The organism is Pseudactinotalea sp. HY158 (genome assembly GCF_009660225.1).
Lineage (GTDB): Bacteria > Actinomycetota > Actinomycetes > Actinomycetales > Beutenbergiaceae > HY158.
Genome location: NZ_CP045920.1, coordinates 2,751,979 through 2,768,315, shown reverse-complemented (window position 1 = coordinate 2,768,315; position 16,337 = coordinate 2,751,979). Strand labels below are relative to the sequence as shown.

The following is a 16,337-nucleotide window of genomic DNA, read 5'->3' as shown; positions in this document are numbered from 1 at the left end:
GCGCTCAGGCGTCATCGACAGTTCGTCCGGGGTTCGTCCTCACGCCACGTTCCCGACGCCTGCGCCCACTCCAATAGAGCCGTTCGAACCACACCGCTCGAATTGGAGAAGTCTTCGATGACATCACGTCATTCCCGCCGAGTCCGACACTCGGTCCTGGCTGCCGGCGCCGTGACGGCGCTCGGGATCCTCGCCCCGGCAGCGGCCTCGGCCGCCGTGAGCGATCACGGCGGCGCCGCCCGACACGACGGCGACAACACCGCGTTCGTGCGCGAGGCGCTCGAGGACGCGTCCGCCAAGAACGTCATCCTGCTCATCGGCGACGGCATGGGCGACAGCGAGATCACCATCGCCCACAACTACGCCTACGGCGCGGGCGGTGAGCTCCCGGGGATCGACGCCCTGCCACTGTCCGGGTCTTACTCCACCTACAGCCTGCACCGCGGCGGCGACTACGCGGGCAAGCCGAACTACGTTCCCGACTCGGCCGCCACCGGCACCGCATGGGCCACCGGCACGAAGTCCTACAACGGGGCCATCTCGGTCGACCTCGACTCGGTCGCGCACGACACCGTGCTCGAACTCGCCAAGGCGAACGGGCTGCGCACCGGCAACGTGTCGACCGCCGAGATCCAGGACGCGACCCCGGCCGTGCAGCTGGCCCACGTGGACGACCGCAAGTGCTACGGCCCCGACTCCGTGGATCGCTGCGGAGCCGACGCGCTCGACGCGGGCGGCGCCGGATCGATCAGCGAGCAGATCCTCGGGGCGCGCGCCGACGTCGTCCTCGGCGGAGGCAGCGCCTCCTTCAGCCAGACCGCCCGCGCCGGCCAGTGGGAGGGACAAACCCTCTTCGAGCAGGCGCGCGAGCGCGGCTACCAGGTGGTGACCACCGCCGCCGAACTCGGCGAGGTGACCCACGCCGACCAGGCCGAGCCGCTCCTGGGCCTGTTCACCCCCGGCAACATGCCCACCCGCATGTCCGAGTCCGTCGCCGTGCCGGGAGGTAACCCGGAGGCGCCGATCGAGTGCCAGGCGAACCCGGACCGGCTGGCGGAGGAGCTCTCCCTCGGATCGATGACCCAGAAGGCGATCGACCTGCTCGACGATCCGGACTCGACCGAGGGGTTCTTCCTCCAGGTCGAGGGCGCCTCGATCGACAAGCGCAACCACGCCGCCGACGTCTGCGGCCAGATCGGCGAGACCGTCGACCTCGACGAGGCCGTGCAGGCGGCGCTCGAGTTCGCGCAGCAGGACGGCGAGACCCTCGTGATCGTGACGGCGGACCACGCCCACACGAGCCAGATCGTCGGCTCCGTTCCCGACCACACCCTCGGCAACACCCTGCTCACGGCCGACGGCTCCCCGATGAACGTCGCCTACGGCACCGCCACCACCGGATCGCAGCAGCACACCGGTGCCCAGGTTCCGATCGCCGGCTACGGCCCCGGTGCCGCGAACGTCGTGGGCCTGACCGACCAGACCGACACCTTCTTCACCGTGGTCAACACCCTCGGCCTGGCCACCGACCTGCCCGCGTTGAGCGCGGATGCGGCCCTCGACCTGCCCGAGGCCCTGGTGGCACCGGCCGCCGAGTTCACGATCGCGGGAACCGGGTTCGCCGGTGACCGGCAGGTGCGCGTCGGCCTCGCCGGCGAGGACCTGGGAACGGTCGACGTGATCGACGGGCGGGTCTCGCTCCCCGCCACGGCCCCCGCCGCAACCGGCGTGGCGGAGGTGGAACTCGTCGGGGTCCAGAGCGACGTGACCGTGACGGGCACCGTCGAGATCGGCACGGACGGCGACGAGGGTGACGCCGGTACCGGCGGAGACGCGGGTGCCGGTGCCGACGGGACCGACGGTGCCGACGGGACCGACGGTGCCGACGGGACCGACGGTGCCGACGGGACCGACGGGACGGACGGGGCCGACGGCTCCGACGACTCGCAGGGGACCGCCGGCTCCGAGGAGGTCGGAGACACCGGCGGGGGCGGGGTCTCCGCCGGGGGAGACCGGCTCCCGGTGACCGGGATGCAGCTGACCGGCGCGGCGCTCATGGCCGCGGGCCTCGTGGCCGCCGGGCTGATGCTGCGCGCGCGCCACCGCCGCAGCGCCGCCTGATCGAACGGGGCCCGTTGCCCCGATGACCACGCGTGGGGTGGCCCGTCCGGGCCATCCCACGCGCGTCGTGCGGGACCGCCGCCGACCGCGGCGACGGCGCCGGGTCGGCGGAAGCCGGCGCGGCGAGCCCGGCGCGAGAGACCGGCCATCACCTCTGGTCTTATACCCCCTGGGGGTATTAAGGTGGCGGCATGCCCCACACGATCGATCACTCCGCCCACGGGACCGAGGCGAGCGGCGACCGCGGCCCGCAGGCCGGTCACGCCGACCATGCCGATCGCGCCGATCACGCCGATCATGCCGGTCATGCCGGGCACCATGGCGACCACGCCGGCCGGTTCCGCCGACTGTTCTGGGTCATGCTCGTGATCTCGATCCCGGTCATCGCCCTCGACGGCGCGTTCGCCCACCTGCTCGGCTATCACCTGCCGACGGCCGCCTGGATCGCGTGGGTCTCGCCCGTGGGCGGCACGCTGATCTACCTCTGGGGCGGGCGGCCGTTCCTCACCGGCGCGGTGGGCGAGCTCCGCGCCCGCACGCCCGGAATGATGCTGCTCATCGGCCTGGCGATCACGGTCGCGTTCGTGGCCTCGTGGGCCGCGACCCTCGGCTGGATCGACGCCGGCATGAGCCTGTGGTGGGAGCTGGCCCTCCTCGTGGTCATCATGCTCCTCGGCCACTGGATCGAGATGCGATCCCTGGCCCGCACCGGTTCGGCGCTCGACTCCCTCGCCGCGCTCCTTCCCGACGACGCCGAGCGGGTCACCGCGGCCGGCACCGAGGCGGTGACGCCGGCCGACCTCAAGGTGGGCGACGTCGTGCTCGTGCGCCCGGGCTCGGCCGTCCCGGCGGACGGCCGCATCATCGACGGCGAGGCCCACCTGGACGAATCGATGATCACCGGGGAGGCGCGGGCCGTGCGCCGCACCGCGGGCGACCAGGTCGTGGCCGGCACGATCGCCACCGACTCGGGGCTGCGGGTCGAGGTGAGTGCCATCGGCGAGGACACGGCCCTCGCCGGGATCCGCCGGCTCGTGGCCGACGCGCAGAACTCCTCCTCCCGCGCCCAGCGCCTCGCCGACAGGGCCGCCGCCCTGCTGTTCTGGTTCGCGCTCGGCTCGGCCCTCGTCGCGCTCGTCGCCTGGCTGCTCGTGGGCACCCCGGACCAGGCCGTGCTGCGCGTCATCACCGTGCTGGTCATCGCCTGCCCGCATGCGCTCGGCCTGGCGATCCCGCTCGTGGTCGCGCTGTCGACCGAGCGCGCGGCCCGGGGCGGTGTGCTCATCAAGGATCGGCTCGCCCTCGAGGGGATGCGCCGGGTCGATGCGGTGCTCTTCGACAAGACCGGCACCCTGACCGCCGGCGAGCCCGCCGTGACCGGGGTCGAGCCCGCCCAGGGCCACGACCCGGACGAGGTGCTCGCGCTCGCGGCCGCGGCCGAGGCCGACAGCGAGCACCCGCTCGCGCGGGCCATCGTCGCGGCCGCGGCGGACCGCGGACTCGAGCCGCCCGCGGCGAGCGGCTTCGCCTCCGAACCCGCGATCGGCGTGCGGGCCACGGTCGGCGACCACGCGGTCGCCGTCGGCGGGCCGAACCTGCTCGAACGTCACGGCCTGAGCGAACTGCCCGGCCGCGAGCCCTGGCGGGCGGCCGGGGCCATCGTCCTGCACGTGCTCGTCGACCACGAGATCGCCGGGGCGCTGCGCCTCGCCGATGCGATCCGGCCCGAGTCACGCGAGACGGTCGACGCGCTCCACGCCGCCGGGATCCAGGTCGTGATGATCACGGGGGACGCCCCGGCCGTCGCGCACGCCGTCGCAACCGAGCTCGGCATCGACCGGGTGTTCGCGGGCGTGCGGCCCGAGCACAAGGCGACCACGGTGGCCGAGCTGCAGGATCGGGGCCACCGGGTCGCGATGGTCGGCGACGGTGTGAACGACGCCCCGGCCCTCGCCCGCGCCGACGTGGGCATCGCGATCGGTGCCGGCACGGACGTGGCGATCGGTTCGGCCGGGGTCATCCTCGCCTCCTCCGACCCACGCTCGGTGCTCTCGGTCATCCAGCTCTCGCGCGCGAGCTACCGCAAGATGAAGCAGAACCTGTGGTGGGCGGCCGGCTACAACCTCGTGGCCGTGCCGCTCGCCGCCGGCGCGCTCGCCCCGGTCGGGTTCACGATGCCGATGAGCGTGGGCGCGCTCCTCATGTCCGCCTCGACGGTCGTCGTCGCGCTCAACGCCCAGCTGCTGCGCCGCCTCGACCTGCACCCGCAGGAGAGCGTCAAGGAGTTCCTGCCCGCGGCCTGAGCCCGGCGCTGCTGTCGGCAGAACTCGCAGGGCGCGACCGCGGGATCGTCTTAGCATGGATCATGGCCGACATCGCACCGCCCCTCCGCCCGGTTCCCCGCCTCCCCCTCGGCGAGGACGGTGAACGTGAGCCGCTCTGGCGGACCGTGCTCGGGCGGGAACTGCGCAGGCTCCGCCACGGACGCGGGGAGACCCTCGGCGAGACCTCGACGCGCGCCGGGGTCTCCGCGCAGTACCTGTCCGAGATGGAACGCGGGGTCAAGGACCCCTCCAGCGAGATGATCGCGGCCGTCGCGGGCGCGCTCGGGGTCTCGCTCATCGACCTGACGTCCGCCGTCGCGCGGGAGCTGCATGCGCCCGCCGCGGGCGCTCCGCGCGGGGCCTCCGGCCGGGCCGCGCTCAGCCTCGCGGCCTGAGGCGCCTCACCGCTGCTCGATCACGTGATCGAGCAGCCCGTAGTCGCGGGCGGCGGTCGCCGTGAAGACGCGGTCGTGGTCGGTGTCGGCGCGCAGCGTCTCGACACTGCGTCCCGTGCGCTGGGCGAGCACGCCCTCGATGTCCGTGCGGATCCGGACCACTTCGTCGGCCTGAAGGATGAGGTCCGGGATGCTGCCCCTGCCCTGGGCGGCCGGTTGATGCAGCACGATCCGGGCGTGCGGGAGCGCAGCGCGCGCCCCGGCGGCGCCGGCCGCCAGGAGCACGGCACCGACCCCGACCGCCTGTCCGACGCAACTGGTCGCCACCTCGGAGCGGATATAGCGCATGGTGTCGTAGACGGCGAGCATCGCGCTCGGATCGCCGCCCTCGCAGTTGATGTAGAGCTGGATCTGCCGGTCGGGCTGATCGGACTCGAGGTAGAGCAACTGTGAGATGAGCGCGTTGGCGACACCCGCGTCGATCGCCGTTCCCAGGTAGATGATCCGCTCGGTCAGCAGGTGTGAATACACATCCAGGACCCGCTCGCCGCGAGGGTGGTGCTGAACGACGTGCGGAATCGTGTAGCCGCTCATCGCCCGCTCCCGCCTCGCGTGGGGCCGAATCCGGCGGAGTCTCGCCGTGCGGGGCCGACTTCGTCGAAGTCCTGGACGATTGCGTCGATGAAGCCGTACTCGAGGGCCTGCCGGGCCGTGTACCAGTGATCGTGCAGCGAGTCCTCGAACACCCGCTCGATCGGCCGGCCCGTGTCGTGGGCGATGATCCCGAGCACCGTGTCCCGGGTGTGGCGGAGGTCGTCGGCCTGCAGCTCGATGTCGACCGCCGTGCCGCCGATGCCCGCCGAGCCCTGGTGCATGAGGACCCGAGCGTGCGGCAGCGCCCGGCGCTTGCCCGGCGTGCCCGCGGACAGGAGGAACTTGCCCGCGCTGTAGGCGATGCCCAGCGCGAGGGTCGAGACGTCGTTGGGGACGAGCCGCATGACATCCCGGATGGCCAACATCGCCGGCACCGACCCGCCGGGGGAGTGGATCCACAGGGCGATGTCGTCGGTGGGCCGGTCAGCCTGCTGCGCCGGCCGGCCCGGGCGCCACCGGTTCTGCTGCGGGCGGCTCCGCCGTGAGCGGCGCGGCTCAGGCTCGCGGAACCGGCCGGCCGGATCGGGGGCGCGCGCGAGTCCCGGGCCCGCTCGGGTCGCGCATGAACCAGGTGAGGGCCAGCCCGAGCACGGGCAGCACGATGAGGGCGGTGAACATGACCCGCAGGCTCGTGTGATCGGCGAAGGTGCCGAGCAGCGGGCTGAACAGCCCGCCGACGCTCACGCCCAGCCCGACCGTGACCCCGCTCGCGGTGCCGATCCGGTTCGGAAGGTAGTCCTGGCCGAGCATGATGAACACGGCGAACGGCAGGTACAGCGCGATCCCGGTGAGCGCCACGAAGGCGAGCGTCGCCGGCCAGGATCGGGTGAACACGAGCCCGGCCAGCGCGGGCACGGTGAGCACGAACCCCGCCTGGATGCTCATGAGCCGATTCGACCGGTCCGCGACCCAACCGCCGAGCAGGGTGCCCGCGGCGCCGGTCACGAGGAAGACCGTGAGCGCCGCCCCGCCGACCGACTCGCTCGTGTGCAGCTCGCGGATGAAATAGAGCCCGATGAACGAGGTGATCCCCAGGAAGAGGATCGAGCGGATCACCACCACCACGATGAGCTTGACGAACTCGGGCCAGTCGTCGCGGCCCGTCGGCATCGCGGCGGCACGGCGCCGGCCGGACCGGCCGTCGAGCACGCGTCGCAGCCGCAGCGCCAGGATCGTCGCCATGACCGCCGCCGGGATGAGCAACAGCGGGGTCCCGCGCACGCCGAGCAGCAGGAACACGGGCGTGGCCACGAGGGAGCCGAGCGCGTACCCGCCGTTGCCCCCGAGCGCGAAGATGCTCATCGCCCGGTTGCTGGGGCCGCCCGCCAGCCGTGCCGCCCGCGCGGCCTCGGGATGGAACGCCGCGATCCCGAAGCCGGAGATCGCGATGAGGATCCACGTGAGCGGATACGAGTGGGCCAGGCCCACGAGCGCCAGGCCGACGCCCGCGGTGAGCATCCCGGCCCCGATGAGCCACCGCCGCGGCCGGCGGTCCCCGAGCACCCCGAAGACCGGCTGCGCGACCGAGGAGATGAGCGTCGCGGCGAGGGTGAGCCCCGCGATCGCCGCGTAGCTGTAGTGACGCTCCGCCGCGAGGAACGGCAGCAGCGCCGGCACGACGCCCTGATAGAAGTCGTTGACCAGGTGCGAGGTCGACATGAGCGCGACCCCGCCGCGGTTCATGCTCAGGGACGGCGCCCGCTCGCCCTCGTCGTGATCGTCACCCACCGTTCCAATCTAGGACCTGGACCGCCGCCTCGCCTCCGGCTCATTCGCCGGCGGCCTCGAGGAACGCCTGGAGGATCGGGCCGGCGGTCTGCGCCCCGGCGATGCCGGCGTCGACGAACACCGCGACCGCGAGGTCGCCCTGGGCGGCGATCATCCAGGCGTGCGGGTCCGTGGACTCGTCGGCGGCCCCGTGTTCGGCGGTGCCGGTCTTGGCGCGGACCTCCTCGCCCGGAACGCCGGCCAGGAAGGACGCGGTGCCGTCGGTCACGACGCCGCGCATGAGCTCCCGCAGCACGGTGGCCTCCTCGGCGGTCAGGGGCTCACCCACGTCGGCGGCGACGGTGACGTCCTCGATCAGGTGTGGCACGACGGCGGTGCCCGCCTGGACCGAGGCGGCCACGGTCGCCATCGCGAGCGGGCTCGCGAGCACCCGCCCCTGCCCGATGATCGCTGCGGCCGCGTCGGTCTGCCCGTCGGTGGCCGGCACCTCCCCGAGGAAGGCCGGGAAGCCGAGGCCCTCGGAGTCGCCGCCGAGGCCGAGCGCTCGGGCGGCACTGGTCAGGTCGTCGGGTTCGAGGCGATCGCGCGCGCCGATCAGGTTGGTGTTGCAGGAATGGGCGAATCCGTTCCGGAACGAGATCTCGCCGAGCGCCGAGTCGGGGTAGCCGTCGTAGTTCTTGAAGCTCCGGCCGTCCACGTCGATCGTCGCCGGGCACGGCAGCACGTCGTCCGCGGCGACGCCGGCCCGCAGCAGCGCCAGCGCACTCACCACCTTGAACGTCGACCCCGGCGGGTACCGGCCCTCGGTGGCGGTGTTCAGGCCCGCGCTTCCCGGGCCGCTCGCCGCGGCGAGCACCGCACCGGTCGAGGGGCGGATCGCCACGATCGAACTCGCGGGCTCCTCGTCCGCGTCGCCGGTGGCGTCCGCGGCGTCCCTGAGGAGAGTCTCCGCGGTCGTCTGCAGGGTCGGGTCCAGGGTGAGGCGCAGCGGCGGGGCCGGCTTCGTGTCCCAGTGGGCCACGGACGTGCGTTCGACGTCGTCGCACTCCGCCCCGTCCTCGCAGCCGCCGGCGCGCAGCACGACGATCTCGACGTCGGGCCGGCCGCGGAGCTCCTCGTCGTAGCGCGCCTGCAGGCCCGAGCGGCCGACGAGGTCTCCGGCCCGGACGGCGCCGCCGGATGAGTCGATGATCTCCGCGGTCGCCGGCCCCACGGTGCCCAGCAGCTCGCGGGCGAAGTCGCGGGTCGGGGCCAGGGGCAGCGAGTCGTCGACCTTGCGCGCGCCCGGGATGTCGGGGAAGTCGGCGTCGATGAGGCCCTCGGCGTCCTCGGGGCGCACGACGATCGCCTCGACGAAGGCCTTCGGGCCGGCGGCCTCGGCCGCGGCCACGAACCGCTCGGCGTCGACGCCGGTCGCCGCCGCGATCCGCTCGGCCGCGGCCGCGACCTCGCCCGGCTCGATCAGGGTCTTGTCGAGCCCGTAGCGTCCGACGGCCCGGTCGGTCACGAGCACGGTGTTGCGCGCCCCGAGGATCTCGGCCCGATCGGGAAACGTGCGCACGACGTCGAACCGGTCGCCCTCACCGAGCTCGGCCAGCAGCGCACTCGGCTCCCACCGCACGCGCCACTGCCCGTCGGTGAGCGCGAGCCGGGCGGACGTCTCGTACTCCCAGTCACGATCCTCGATCGACCAGGTCCAGTGGAGCGGCACCGTGGCCTCGTCGTCCTCGTAGCGGATCGTGCCCGCGTCGACCCGCACGTCGTAGCCGGCGAGCGGCTCGACCTGATCGGTGAAGGCGGCCGCGGCGGCGGGGTCGGCGAGCGGCACACCCTCGAGGCTGTGCTCGGAGAGGGCGGCGGTCAGTGCCGCGGCCGTCTCGTCGGCGCGAGTCGATTCGATCGAGCACGCCGAGAGCGAGACGAGGACGCAGGCGAGCAGCGGGGGCAGGGAGCGGCGACGGGGCATCGCCCAAGTATCCGGAGGCGCCGAAGAAGTGTCAAAGAGTATCAAATGAATGTATTCATAGCATTTGAGTATCATCCGAGGATGGATCTGCTGCGCCACCTGCGGTTCGCGATCACGATCGCGGAGGAACGCCACTTCGGCCGTGCGGCGGCGCGCCTCGACATGAGTCAGCCGCCGCTGTCGCAAGGCCTGCAGCGACTGGAGCGCCGCCTGGGTGTCCGGCTCTTCGAGCGCGATGCCCGCGCGGTGCGTCCGACGCCCGCCGGCGATGCGCTCCTGCCGCGCATGCGCGACGTGCTCGAGGCCGCGGAGGGCTTCCTCGAGGAGGCCACGGAATGGTCGAGCGAACCGGATCTGCGCGTCGGCATCGCCGCCGATGTGGAGGACCGGGCGTGCCGGGCGGTCGAGGCGCTCGGCGGCCTCGGGGTGGCGGTCTCGCCGCTGATCGCCGGCAGCGTGAGGCTCGTCGATGCGGTGCGGGACGGCGGCCTCGACCTGGCCGTGGTGCGCCACCCGGGGATCGTCGACGGCACCGACGCCCGCGGCGTGCTGACGATCCCGCGGACGATCTGCTCGGCCGGCGGGCGGGTGGCCCCGCCCGGCACCGATCTGCCCGTCGTGGTGCCGCCGCGCCGCTGGCAGCCGGCCGCCCACGACCAGCTCGTCGACGCCCTGCGGCGCCACCGCCATTCGGGTGAGGTGATCGAGGAGGCCGACCTCATGGCCCGCCGCGCGCTCGTCGCCGCCGGCCGCGTGCTCGGGCTGGGCGGCGCGCCGGACGCGACGGGTGCGAACTTCCCGCTGCGGCTGCGGGTGATCCTGCCGGTCGCCTCCGATCGCCGCCGCGACCTGCCGCACCTGCGAGCCGCCGAGTTGCTCGAGACCGCGCTGACATGAGTGAGGGCAGGCTCACCCGGCTGGCGAGCGAGGCCGGCATCACGGCCTGGGTGCACGCGACCCGGCTCGGCGGGCCCCCCGCATCGACCTCCGCCGGCGCGGACGTCCCCGTCGCCGTCGCCTCGCTGTACAAGCTCCCCCTCGCGCTCGTCTGGGCGGATCTCGTGGAGGCCGGCGCGCTCGACCCCCACTCGCGGCTGGTCCTGCGGGCGGAGCAGCGCGCCGCCGGCCCGACGGGGGTCGCCATGCTGTGGGACGACGTCGCGCTCAGTCAGCGGGACGCGGTCCGGCTCATGCTCGCGGTCTCGGACAACACCTGCGCGGACGAGATCCTCCGGATCGTCGGCCTCCGGGCGGCCAATGCGGCCCTCGCCGCCGACGGGCTCGAACAGACCCACATTCGACACGGGTCGGCCGAGACCCTGCGGATCGTCCAGGCCGAGACCGGGGCACCCGATCCGGCGGCGGCCGAGCGGGCCCTGGCCACGGTCGACGAGGAACGCCTCACGAGCCAGTTCGAACCGGCGCTGGCCAGCTCCTCCACCGCCCGCGAGCTGTGCCGGGTGCTCGCGCTGCTGTGGGGCCGGACCGGCCGGGCGCACGAGGCGGTCCGCGGCGCGATGGCCCATCAGGCCTGGCGGCACCGGATCGCCTCGGCGTTCCCGCACGACGACGTGCTCGTGCAGGGGAAGACCGGAACGCTGGCACGGTTGCGGCACGAGGCCGCCGTCGTCACCTTCCCGGGCGAGTTCCCGATCGCCGTGGCCGTGCTCACCCGCTCGGCCCGGGCCGAGCGGCACCTGCCGCGCGTCGATGCGGCGATCGGAGCGATCGCCCGCGCCGCGGCGGGCCCGCTGCGCATGAGCCGGGACGACGCACCGGATGCGTCGGCCTCATAGCAACGACCCCGGCCACAGGGCCCACAGCCTGCTCCCGGCGAACCAGGTCGCCGCCCCGCAGGCGAGCGCGAAGCTCACGTTCCAGACCGCCGCGGGCACCCTCGTCAGCCACGCGAGCACGGCCGGATCGCTCGTGGGTGACCGGGAGCCGGCCACGGCACCGAGGTGCCGCCACGCGCCCACGATCCCCACGCCCCCGGCGACGATGAGCACCCAGGCCTGCCAGGCGTCGTCCCCACGCCACCACAGCAGGCCGAGCCCGGCCGTCACGGCGAGCGTGACCGACCCGGTGAGCCAGGATCGTGCGCGCACGAGCGCGGCGGCCGCCGCGACGAGCGCGAGCGTGAGCACCGGGGCGGCCCATCCCCACGTGGCCGCCGCGATCGCCGCGGCCCCGGCGATCGCCGGCGCCGGATAGCCCGCCCAGGTCGTCAGCGCCCGCCCGGCACCGCGCTCGGGGCCGCGGGTGACGGCATGGCCGGAGGCGTCGGCGCGCAGCACGAGGCCCGTGAACGAGCGCCCGCACGCGAGCCCGACGAGGGCGTGCCCGAGTTCGTGCACGAGCGTCACCCCGAGCCGCGCGAGCCGCCACAGCGGCCCGATCACGACGATCGCCAGCGCCACCGCGGCGGCGAGCAGCAGCGAGCGGGCCTCGACCTCGGGGGCGTCGACCGGCAGCACCCGGACCCAGACCTCGCTCAGAATCTCCACCGGCGCAGCCTACGTGAACCGCGCGGTGGCCGGATCAGGCGGAGCGGACCATGCCCGCCCACTGGTGCGGCTCGAGCGGAGACGCCTCGGGCGCGTCGGACCCGGCGCATGCGCGCGCCCAGTCGATCGCCTCGCCGAGCACGGCGCGCAGCTCCGCGTCGGGATCGCCCACGCACGCCTCGGAGAGCGCCCGGGCGGCGATCACCGTGAGCGGGATGGCCACCGACAGCGGCGGCAGCGCGATCTTCATCCGGCGCATGAACGCGACCGACCAGGAGCGCAGGGCGGTGTGGTCGGCCAGCTCCGCCTCGGCACGACTGCGCCACGGCTCCCGCACGGCCACGGGGTACGGGCCGGAGTCACCGAGGATCCGCAGCAGGCCCACGCCGAGGCCGTGCTGATGCTCGAGCGCCGCGATCGGCAGCGCCCGGAGGGCGGCGATGACCGCGACCTCCTCGATGTACTCGTCGCCGAGATCGACGATGCCGATCACCGACGGGATCATCGGCGCGAGCTGCGGGCGCCCCGCATCCGTGGTGAGATCGTTGACCAGTCGCGCCAGCTGCGCCAGCGCCGGGTCCGTGCAGGCGGGATGGTCGCTCCACGGCTGGCCCGCCAGATACGAGGCCAATTCCATGAAGCACGCCCCGCGTCGGGGTTTGCGGTGCTTCCCACGCGCCAGCATGGGCATCATCATTGGTGTAGTCGTCATGATCGACACCTCCGAGAAAGGGAACCGTGTCTCATTCTCCGCCGGTTCACGCAGAAGGGCCAGGGGGCCGGGCGAGGTTCCCCGGCGCGGATCCGCGATCGGCGCATCCCGCCGCCTCACGTTCGCGCGCTCCGGGGCGTCTACCCGGTGAGAGGCGGTGAGGCGCGGTGACCACCACGACCATGACGAACCATGCCCGGATCGAGACCGACCTGGGGGAGTTGACCCTCGTCACGGACGGCGAGGCGATCACGGGCCTGTACTTCCCCGGGCACCCGCACCTGCCCGCCGAACCGGCGTTCGGCGAGCTCGTGACCGAGCGCGCCCTGCCCGTGCTCCGGCTCGCCGCGAGCCGGCTGCGCTCCTACCTCGCCGGCGAGCGGAGCCGCGTCGATGTTCCGGTGTCGACCCGCGGCGATGCCTTCTCCGAGCGCGTCTGGGGCCTGCTCGCCGAGATCCCGTACGGGCACACGACCACCTACGGCGACCTCGCCCGGCGCCTCGGCAACCGCCACCTCGCCCAGCGCGTGGGCGGGTGCGTGGGCAAGAACCCGGTGAGCATCCTCATCCCGTGTCATCGCGTGGTCGGCGCCGACGGCTCGCTCACCGGCTACGCCGGCGGCCTCGAACGCAAGCGGCGCCTGCTCGAGCTCGAGGAGCCGGCCGCCGCGGCCGCCTCCCGACTGTTCTAGGGGTGAGGACGACGCAGCAACCGTTCGAGTGCGCCGTCACCGGCCACGGGGTCACCGTGCTGCGGGTGTGCCGGGCCGTGCTCGGGCCGGGGGCCGACGCCGAGGACGCGTGGTCCGAGACGTTCCTCGCGGCGCTGCGTGCCTGGCCGGACCTGGAGGAGGGCGCCAACGTCGAGGCGTGGCTCGTGCGCATCGCCCGACGCAAGGCGATCGACGTCATCCGCGCCCGCGACCGGCGGGCCGTCCCCACCGAGACGCTCCCGGAACCGCCCGCACGCGCGGGGCCCGGTGGATCGAGCGGGCCCGGTGGATCGGGGGCCGGTGGATCGGGGTCGGGTGGATCGAGCGGCGGGGACCCGGGAGGCGATGCGGCGATCGACTCGGCCACCCTCTGGGGCCGGGTCGCGGCCCTGCCCGAGCGGCAGCGTCTCGCGCTCGGCTACCACTACCTCGGCGGGCTCGCCCACACCGAGACCGCGCAGTTCATCGGCGGCACGCCCGAATCGGTTCGCCGCGCCGCCGCGGACGGCATTCGACGGCTGCGCACGATCTATCACGACGAGGGAGGATCCCGATGAACGCGCGACCCGATCTGCCCGGATCCCCCGGCCGGGCGGACAGAGCCGGCCCCGACGGCCCCGGCGGCCTCGGCGGCCCCGCCCTCGGCGGCCCCGGCCGGGCGGACAGAGCCGCCCCCGACGCGACGGACGGCGAGTTGTTCCCGGTGACGCACGCGGACCTGGCGAGACTGCATGCCCGGCTCGAGGCGAGCGCGCAGGCCGAGGCGATCCTCGACGTCCGTTATCGGGTGATCGACAGCCCGATCGGGCCGCTGCTGCTCGCGGCGACGGCCCGCGGGCTCGTGCGGGTCGCGTTCGAGCGGGAGGGTTTCGAGGCGGTGCTGTCCGCGCTCGCGGGCCGGATCGGCGCGCGGATCCTCGAGACCCCGACCGGGCTCGCGGCCGCCGCCCGGGAACTGGCGGAGTACTTCGCCGGGGACCGCCGGGCCTTCGACCTGACCCTCGACCACGCGCTCTCCGCCGGGTTCAGGGAGCGGGTGCAGCGGTCGCTGCCGCAGATCGCCTACGGCCACACCCGCTCCTACCGTGAGGTCGCCGCGTCCGTGGGCAGTCCGGGGGCCGTGCGCGCCGTGGGCACCGCCTGCGCCACCAATCCGCTCCCGGTCGTGGTGCCGTGCCACCGCGTGCTGCGCTCGGACGGCACGCTCGGCGGCTACGTCGGCGGGCTCGAGGCGAAGGCCGCGCTGCTCGCGCTCGAGCGGGCCGCGTGACGGGCCGGCGTCCACGTGCCGCTCGACGGCCCGCGCACCGGGGTGCCCATTGACCCGCCTCGAGGGCGATGCGAGATTGGGCGGATGCGGCGGACATTCCTCTGGCTGGTCAAGAACACGCTCAACCGGTTCACGATCCGGCTCGCGAAGTCCGGCGTCGGGCCGATCTCGCTCGTGCGACACGTCGGGCGCAGGTCCGGGAAGGTCTACGAGACGCCGATCATCGTGGCGCGCGTGCCGCAGGGGTTCGTCGCCGAGCTCACCTACGGCGCGGGCGTGGACTGGTACCGCAACGTCGTCGCGGCGGGTAGCTGCCGGATCCTCGTCGGCGGCACCGTGTACCGGATCGTCGCGATCGAGCCCTATCCGGCCGACGACGGGCGGCGCGCGTTCGGCTTTCCGGCCCGGCTCATCCTGCGGCTGCTGCGCCGGCAGGAGTTCCGGCTGCTCCGCGCGGACGGACGCGCGCCCGGCCGCCGCTGACGGTCAGGTGTCGTGGCCCTCACGGGGTTGGGGCCGGTCGGGGCCGGGTGGGGCCGGTCGGGCCAGGAGCGCCGCGGCGAGGGTGCGGCCGACCCAGTGCTCGTACGCCGCCAGGTCGTAGCCGGCCGTGGTGACCAGGAGCTCATAGGTCTCCGGGCTCGCGATGGCCCACGCCGTGTCGGCCGCGGCCTCGGGCGTCAGGTCCGCCCGCAGCTCGGCGGCCGGTATCCGCCCGACGAGGTCGGCGACGGTGCGGCGGCGCAGATCCTGCAGGGCCCGCCAGTCGGCCGCGACCTCGGCGTCGGTCGCCGCCGCGTCCCGGTAGAGGCGCCAGCCGAGGGCCGCGCGACCGGCGAGTCCGACATAGAACCGCGCGATGCGCTCGACCACGGCCCGGGCATCGGACTCGGTGCCGCCGAACGACTGGCTGATGAGACGCGGGAGTTGCTCGGAATAGTCCGTGCCCGCATCGCCCGAGAGTGCGGCGTCCAGGTGCGCGCGCAGGAGGGCGCGCTTGCTTCCCCAGGCGAGGTAGAGGGTCTGGACCGTGACGCCGGCCCGGTCCGCGATCCGGGCGACGGTGGCCGCGTGATAACCGCGGTCGGCGAACTCCGCGCCCGCGGCCCGGAGCAGCCGCCGGCGCGTCTCGGCCCGGGAGGCCGCGGCGGCCTCCTGCCGCCGGGTCGGTCGATCGGTCGGTCGGCCGCTCGCTCGATCGGTCGCTCGACCGACCGGACGATGGTTCGGTCGATTATTCGGGCGACGGGGGGCGGGGGAGGGCATGGACGGATCCCGGGAGCGAGGATTAGAGTGTGATTCAAGTCTACTTGAGTGTCACTCAAATCTCGGAGATGTGACATGGCCCGTTCCGCACCCGCCCCGGTCCTCGATCGAGCGTGGCACCGGCCCGGCGCATTCCGGTACGCGCTCGCTCGGCTCGGCGGGATCGCGCGCCCGCCCGTGTCCGTGTACGAACCGGCACCCGGCTCCGTGCTGAGCGATCGCGACGTGGCCGTGCCGATGGCCGACGGCACGGTGCTGCGCGTCAACGTCTACCGGCCGCCCGGCGAGGAGCGCCTGCCCGTGCTGCTCTCGGCCCACCCGTACGGCAAGGACCGTCTGCCGACCCGGCGCGGGTGTTGAGCGACACCGTGGCTGACCACGTGTAGGTGGGTTGGCGTCATCGAATATGAGGACGTGTTCGGCGTCGCGGGGGCTGGCCTGGTTCTATGGTCGGCGTCAAGGGCGTGACCACGTTCTGTTGAAGCGCGACGGCCCTCCCATGCTTTGGCGAGCAGGAGGGCCGTCACTTGGTGCTTGGGGGCACCCGATGTTGATGGTAGGTAGCGACCCGGTCGAGGTCGAGCGGTCGCTGGTGTCGGGGGAGTTGTCCTGCCCCTCGTGTCGAGGCGTGCTGGGTCCGTGGGGCCATGCCCGCCAGCGGTCTACGCGCGGGCCGACGGG

16 protein-coding genes and 1 pseudogene are annotated in these 16,337 nt (G+C 73.8%); 10 read left to right on the top strand and 7 right to left on the bottom strand.

Annotated elements, in window-relative coordinates:
* The first annotated feature begins 117 nt into the window (after positions 1–117).
* The 3 genes from phoA (at position 118) to GCE65_RS12105 (ending at position 4,840) form a co-directional block, all read left to right on the top strand.
* The gene (phoA, locus tag GCE65_RS12115; protein ID WP_153878577.1) at positions 118–2,121 is read left to right on the top strand and encodes an alkaline phosphatase; all 2,004 of its coding nucleotides are present in this window, start codon (positions 118–120) and stop codon (positions 2,119–2,121) included.
* Between the two features lie 191 nt (positions 2,122–2,312).
* Entirely contained in the window at positions 2,313–4,424 is a 2,112-nt protein-coding gene (locus GCE65_RS12110; RefSeq protein WP_153878576.1) for a heavy metal translocating P-type ATPase, read from the top strand.
* Positions 4,425–4,486: 62 nt separating this feature from the next.
* Positions 4,487–4,840 carry a helix-turn-helix domain-containing protein gene (locus GCE65_RS12105; RefSeq protein ID WP_152909453.1) on the top strand — a complete coding sequence of 118 codons (354 nt, stop codon included), beginning with the start codon at positions 4,487–4,489 and terminating at the stop codon, positions 4,838–4,840.
* 6 nt (positions 4,841–4,846) lie between these two features.
* Here the strand turns inward: GCE65_RS12105 and GCE65_RS12100 are convergent, their stop codons facing one another.
* The 4 genes and pseudogenes from GCE65_RS12100 to GCE65_RS12085 all read right to left on the bottom strand — a co-directional run bounded on the left by GCE65_RS12100 (position 4,847) and on the right by GCE65_RS12085 (position 9,188).
* Positions 4,847–5,434 (bottom strand): ClpP family protease, encoded by a 588-nt coding sequence (locus tag GCE65_RS12100; protein ID WP_152909454.1) that lies wholly within the window; start codon positions 5,432–5,434, stop codon positions 4,847–4,849.
* A pseudogene (locus GCE65_RS12095) lies at positions 5,431–5,913 on the bottom strand (ClpP family protease); the annotation flags it as partial. The gene GCE65_RS12100 and the pseudogene GCE65_RS12095, both read right to left, overlap by 4 nt.
* A gap of 76 nt (positions 5,914–5,989) precedes the next feature.
* A complete protein-coding gene (locus GCE65_RS12090; protein ID WP_228759934.1) occupies positions 5,990–7,222 on the bottom strand; it encodes an MFS transporter in 1,233 nt (410 codons plus the stop codon).
* 40 nt (positions 7,223–7,262) lie between these two features.
* Positions 7,263–9,188 carry a penicillin-binding transpeptidase domain-containing protein gene (locus GCE65_RS12085; RefSeq protein ID WP_152909456.1) on the bottom strand — a complete coding sequence of 642 codons (1,926 nt, stop codon included), beginning with the start codon at positions 9,186–9,188 and terminating at the stop codon, positions 7,263–7,265.
* Positions 9,189–9,269: 81 nt separating this feature from the next.
* Here GCE65_RS12085 and GCE65_RS12080 point away from each other — a divergent pair, with 81 nt between their 5' ends.
* Both GCE65_RS12080 and GCE65_RS12075 read left to right on the top strand, forming a co-directional pair.
* Positions 9,270–10,085 (top strand): LysR family transcriptional regulator, encoded by an 816-nt coding sequence (locus GCE65_RS12080; protein WP_153878574.1) that lies wholly within the window; start codon positions 9,270–9,272, stop codon positions 10,083–10,085.
* Positions 10,082–10,984, top strand: coding sequence for a serine hydrolase (locus tag GCE65_RS12075; protein WP_153878573.1), 903 nt, complete (start codon positions 10,082–10,084; stop codon positions 10,982–10,984). The genes GCE65_RS12080 and GCE65_RS12075 overlap by 4 nt, the downstream gene beginning before the upstream one ends.
* Here GCE65_RS12075 and GCE65_RS12070 read toward each other — a convergent pair.
* Both GCE65_RS12070 and GCE65_RS12065 read right to left on the bottom strand, forming a co-directional pair.
* Positions 10,979–11,695 (bottom strand): M50 family metallopeptidase, encoded by a 717-nt coding sequence (locus GCE65_RS12070; RefSeq protein ID WP_153878572.1) that lies wholly within the window; start codon positions 11,693–11,695, stop codon positions 10,979–10,981. The two genes, GCE65_RS12075 and GCE65_RS12070, sit on opposite strands and share 6 nt — an antisense overlap.
* A 34-nt stretch (positions 11,696–11,729) precedes the next feature.
* Complete coding sequence (locus GCE65_RS12065) at positions 11,730–12,407, bottom strand: hypothetical protein (RefSeq protein ID WP_153878571.1); 678 nt, start codon at positions 12,405–12,407, stop codon at positions 11,730–11,732.
* Positions 12,408–12,574: 167 nt separating this feature from the next.
* On the opposite strand from GCE65_RS12065, the gene GCE65_RS12060 reads away from it, so the two are divergent.
* From GCE65_RS12060 to GCE65_RS12045, 4 genes are all read left to right on the top strand, one after another.
* Positions 12,575–13,099: a methylated-DNA--[protein]-cysteine S-methyltransferase gene (locus tag GCE65_RS12060; RefSeq protein ID WP_370460117.1), complete on the top strand. Its 525-nt coding sequence runs from the start codon at positions 12,575–12,577 to the stop codon at positions 13,097–13,099.
* 2 nt (positions 13,100–13,101) lie between these two features.
* Positions 13,102–13,677 carry an RNA polymerase sigma factor gene (locus tag GCE65_RS12055; protein ID WP_153878570.1) on the top strand — a complete coding sequence of 192 codons (576 nt, stop codon included), beginning with the start codon at positions 13,102–13,104 and terminating at the stop codon, positions 13,675–13,677.
* Positions 13,674–14,390, top strand: a complete 717-nt coding sequence (locus tag GCE65_RS12050; RefSeq protein ID WP_153878569.1) for a methylated-DNA--[protein]-cysteine S-methyltransferase — start codon at positions 13,674–13,676, stop codon at positions 14,388–14,390. Before GCE65_RS12055 ends, GCE65_RS12050 begins: the two co-directional genes overlap by 4 nt.
* Positions 14,391–14,474: 84 nt before the next feature.
* Entirely contained in the window at positions 14,475–14,873 is a 399-nt protein-coding gene (locus GCE65_RS12045) for a nitroreductase/quinone reductase family protein (protein ID WP_152909461.1), read from the top strand.
* A 3-nt stretch (positions 14,874–14,876) separates the two neighbouring features.
* On the opposite strand, the gene GCE65_RS12040 is transcribed toward GCE65_RS12045, so the two are convergent.
* Positions 14,877–15,656, bottom strand: coding sequence for a TetR/AcrR family transcriptional regulator (locus GCE65_RS12040; protein WP_153878568.1), 780 nt, complete (start codon positions 15,654–15,656; stop codon positions 14,877–14,879).
* A 75-nt stretch (positions 15,657–15,731) separates the two neighbouring features.
* On the opposite strand from GCE65_RS12040, the gene GCE65_RS12035 reads away from it, so the two are divergent.
* The gene (locus GCE65_RS12035) at positions 15,732–16,016 is read left to right on the top strand and encodes a CocE/NonD family hydrolase (RefSeq protein WP_153878567.1); all 285 of its coding nucleotides are present in this window, start codon (positions 15,732–15,734) and stop codon (positions 16,014–16,016) included.
* Positions 16,017–16,337 lie beyond the last annotated feature (321 nt).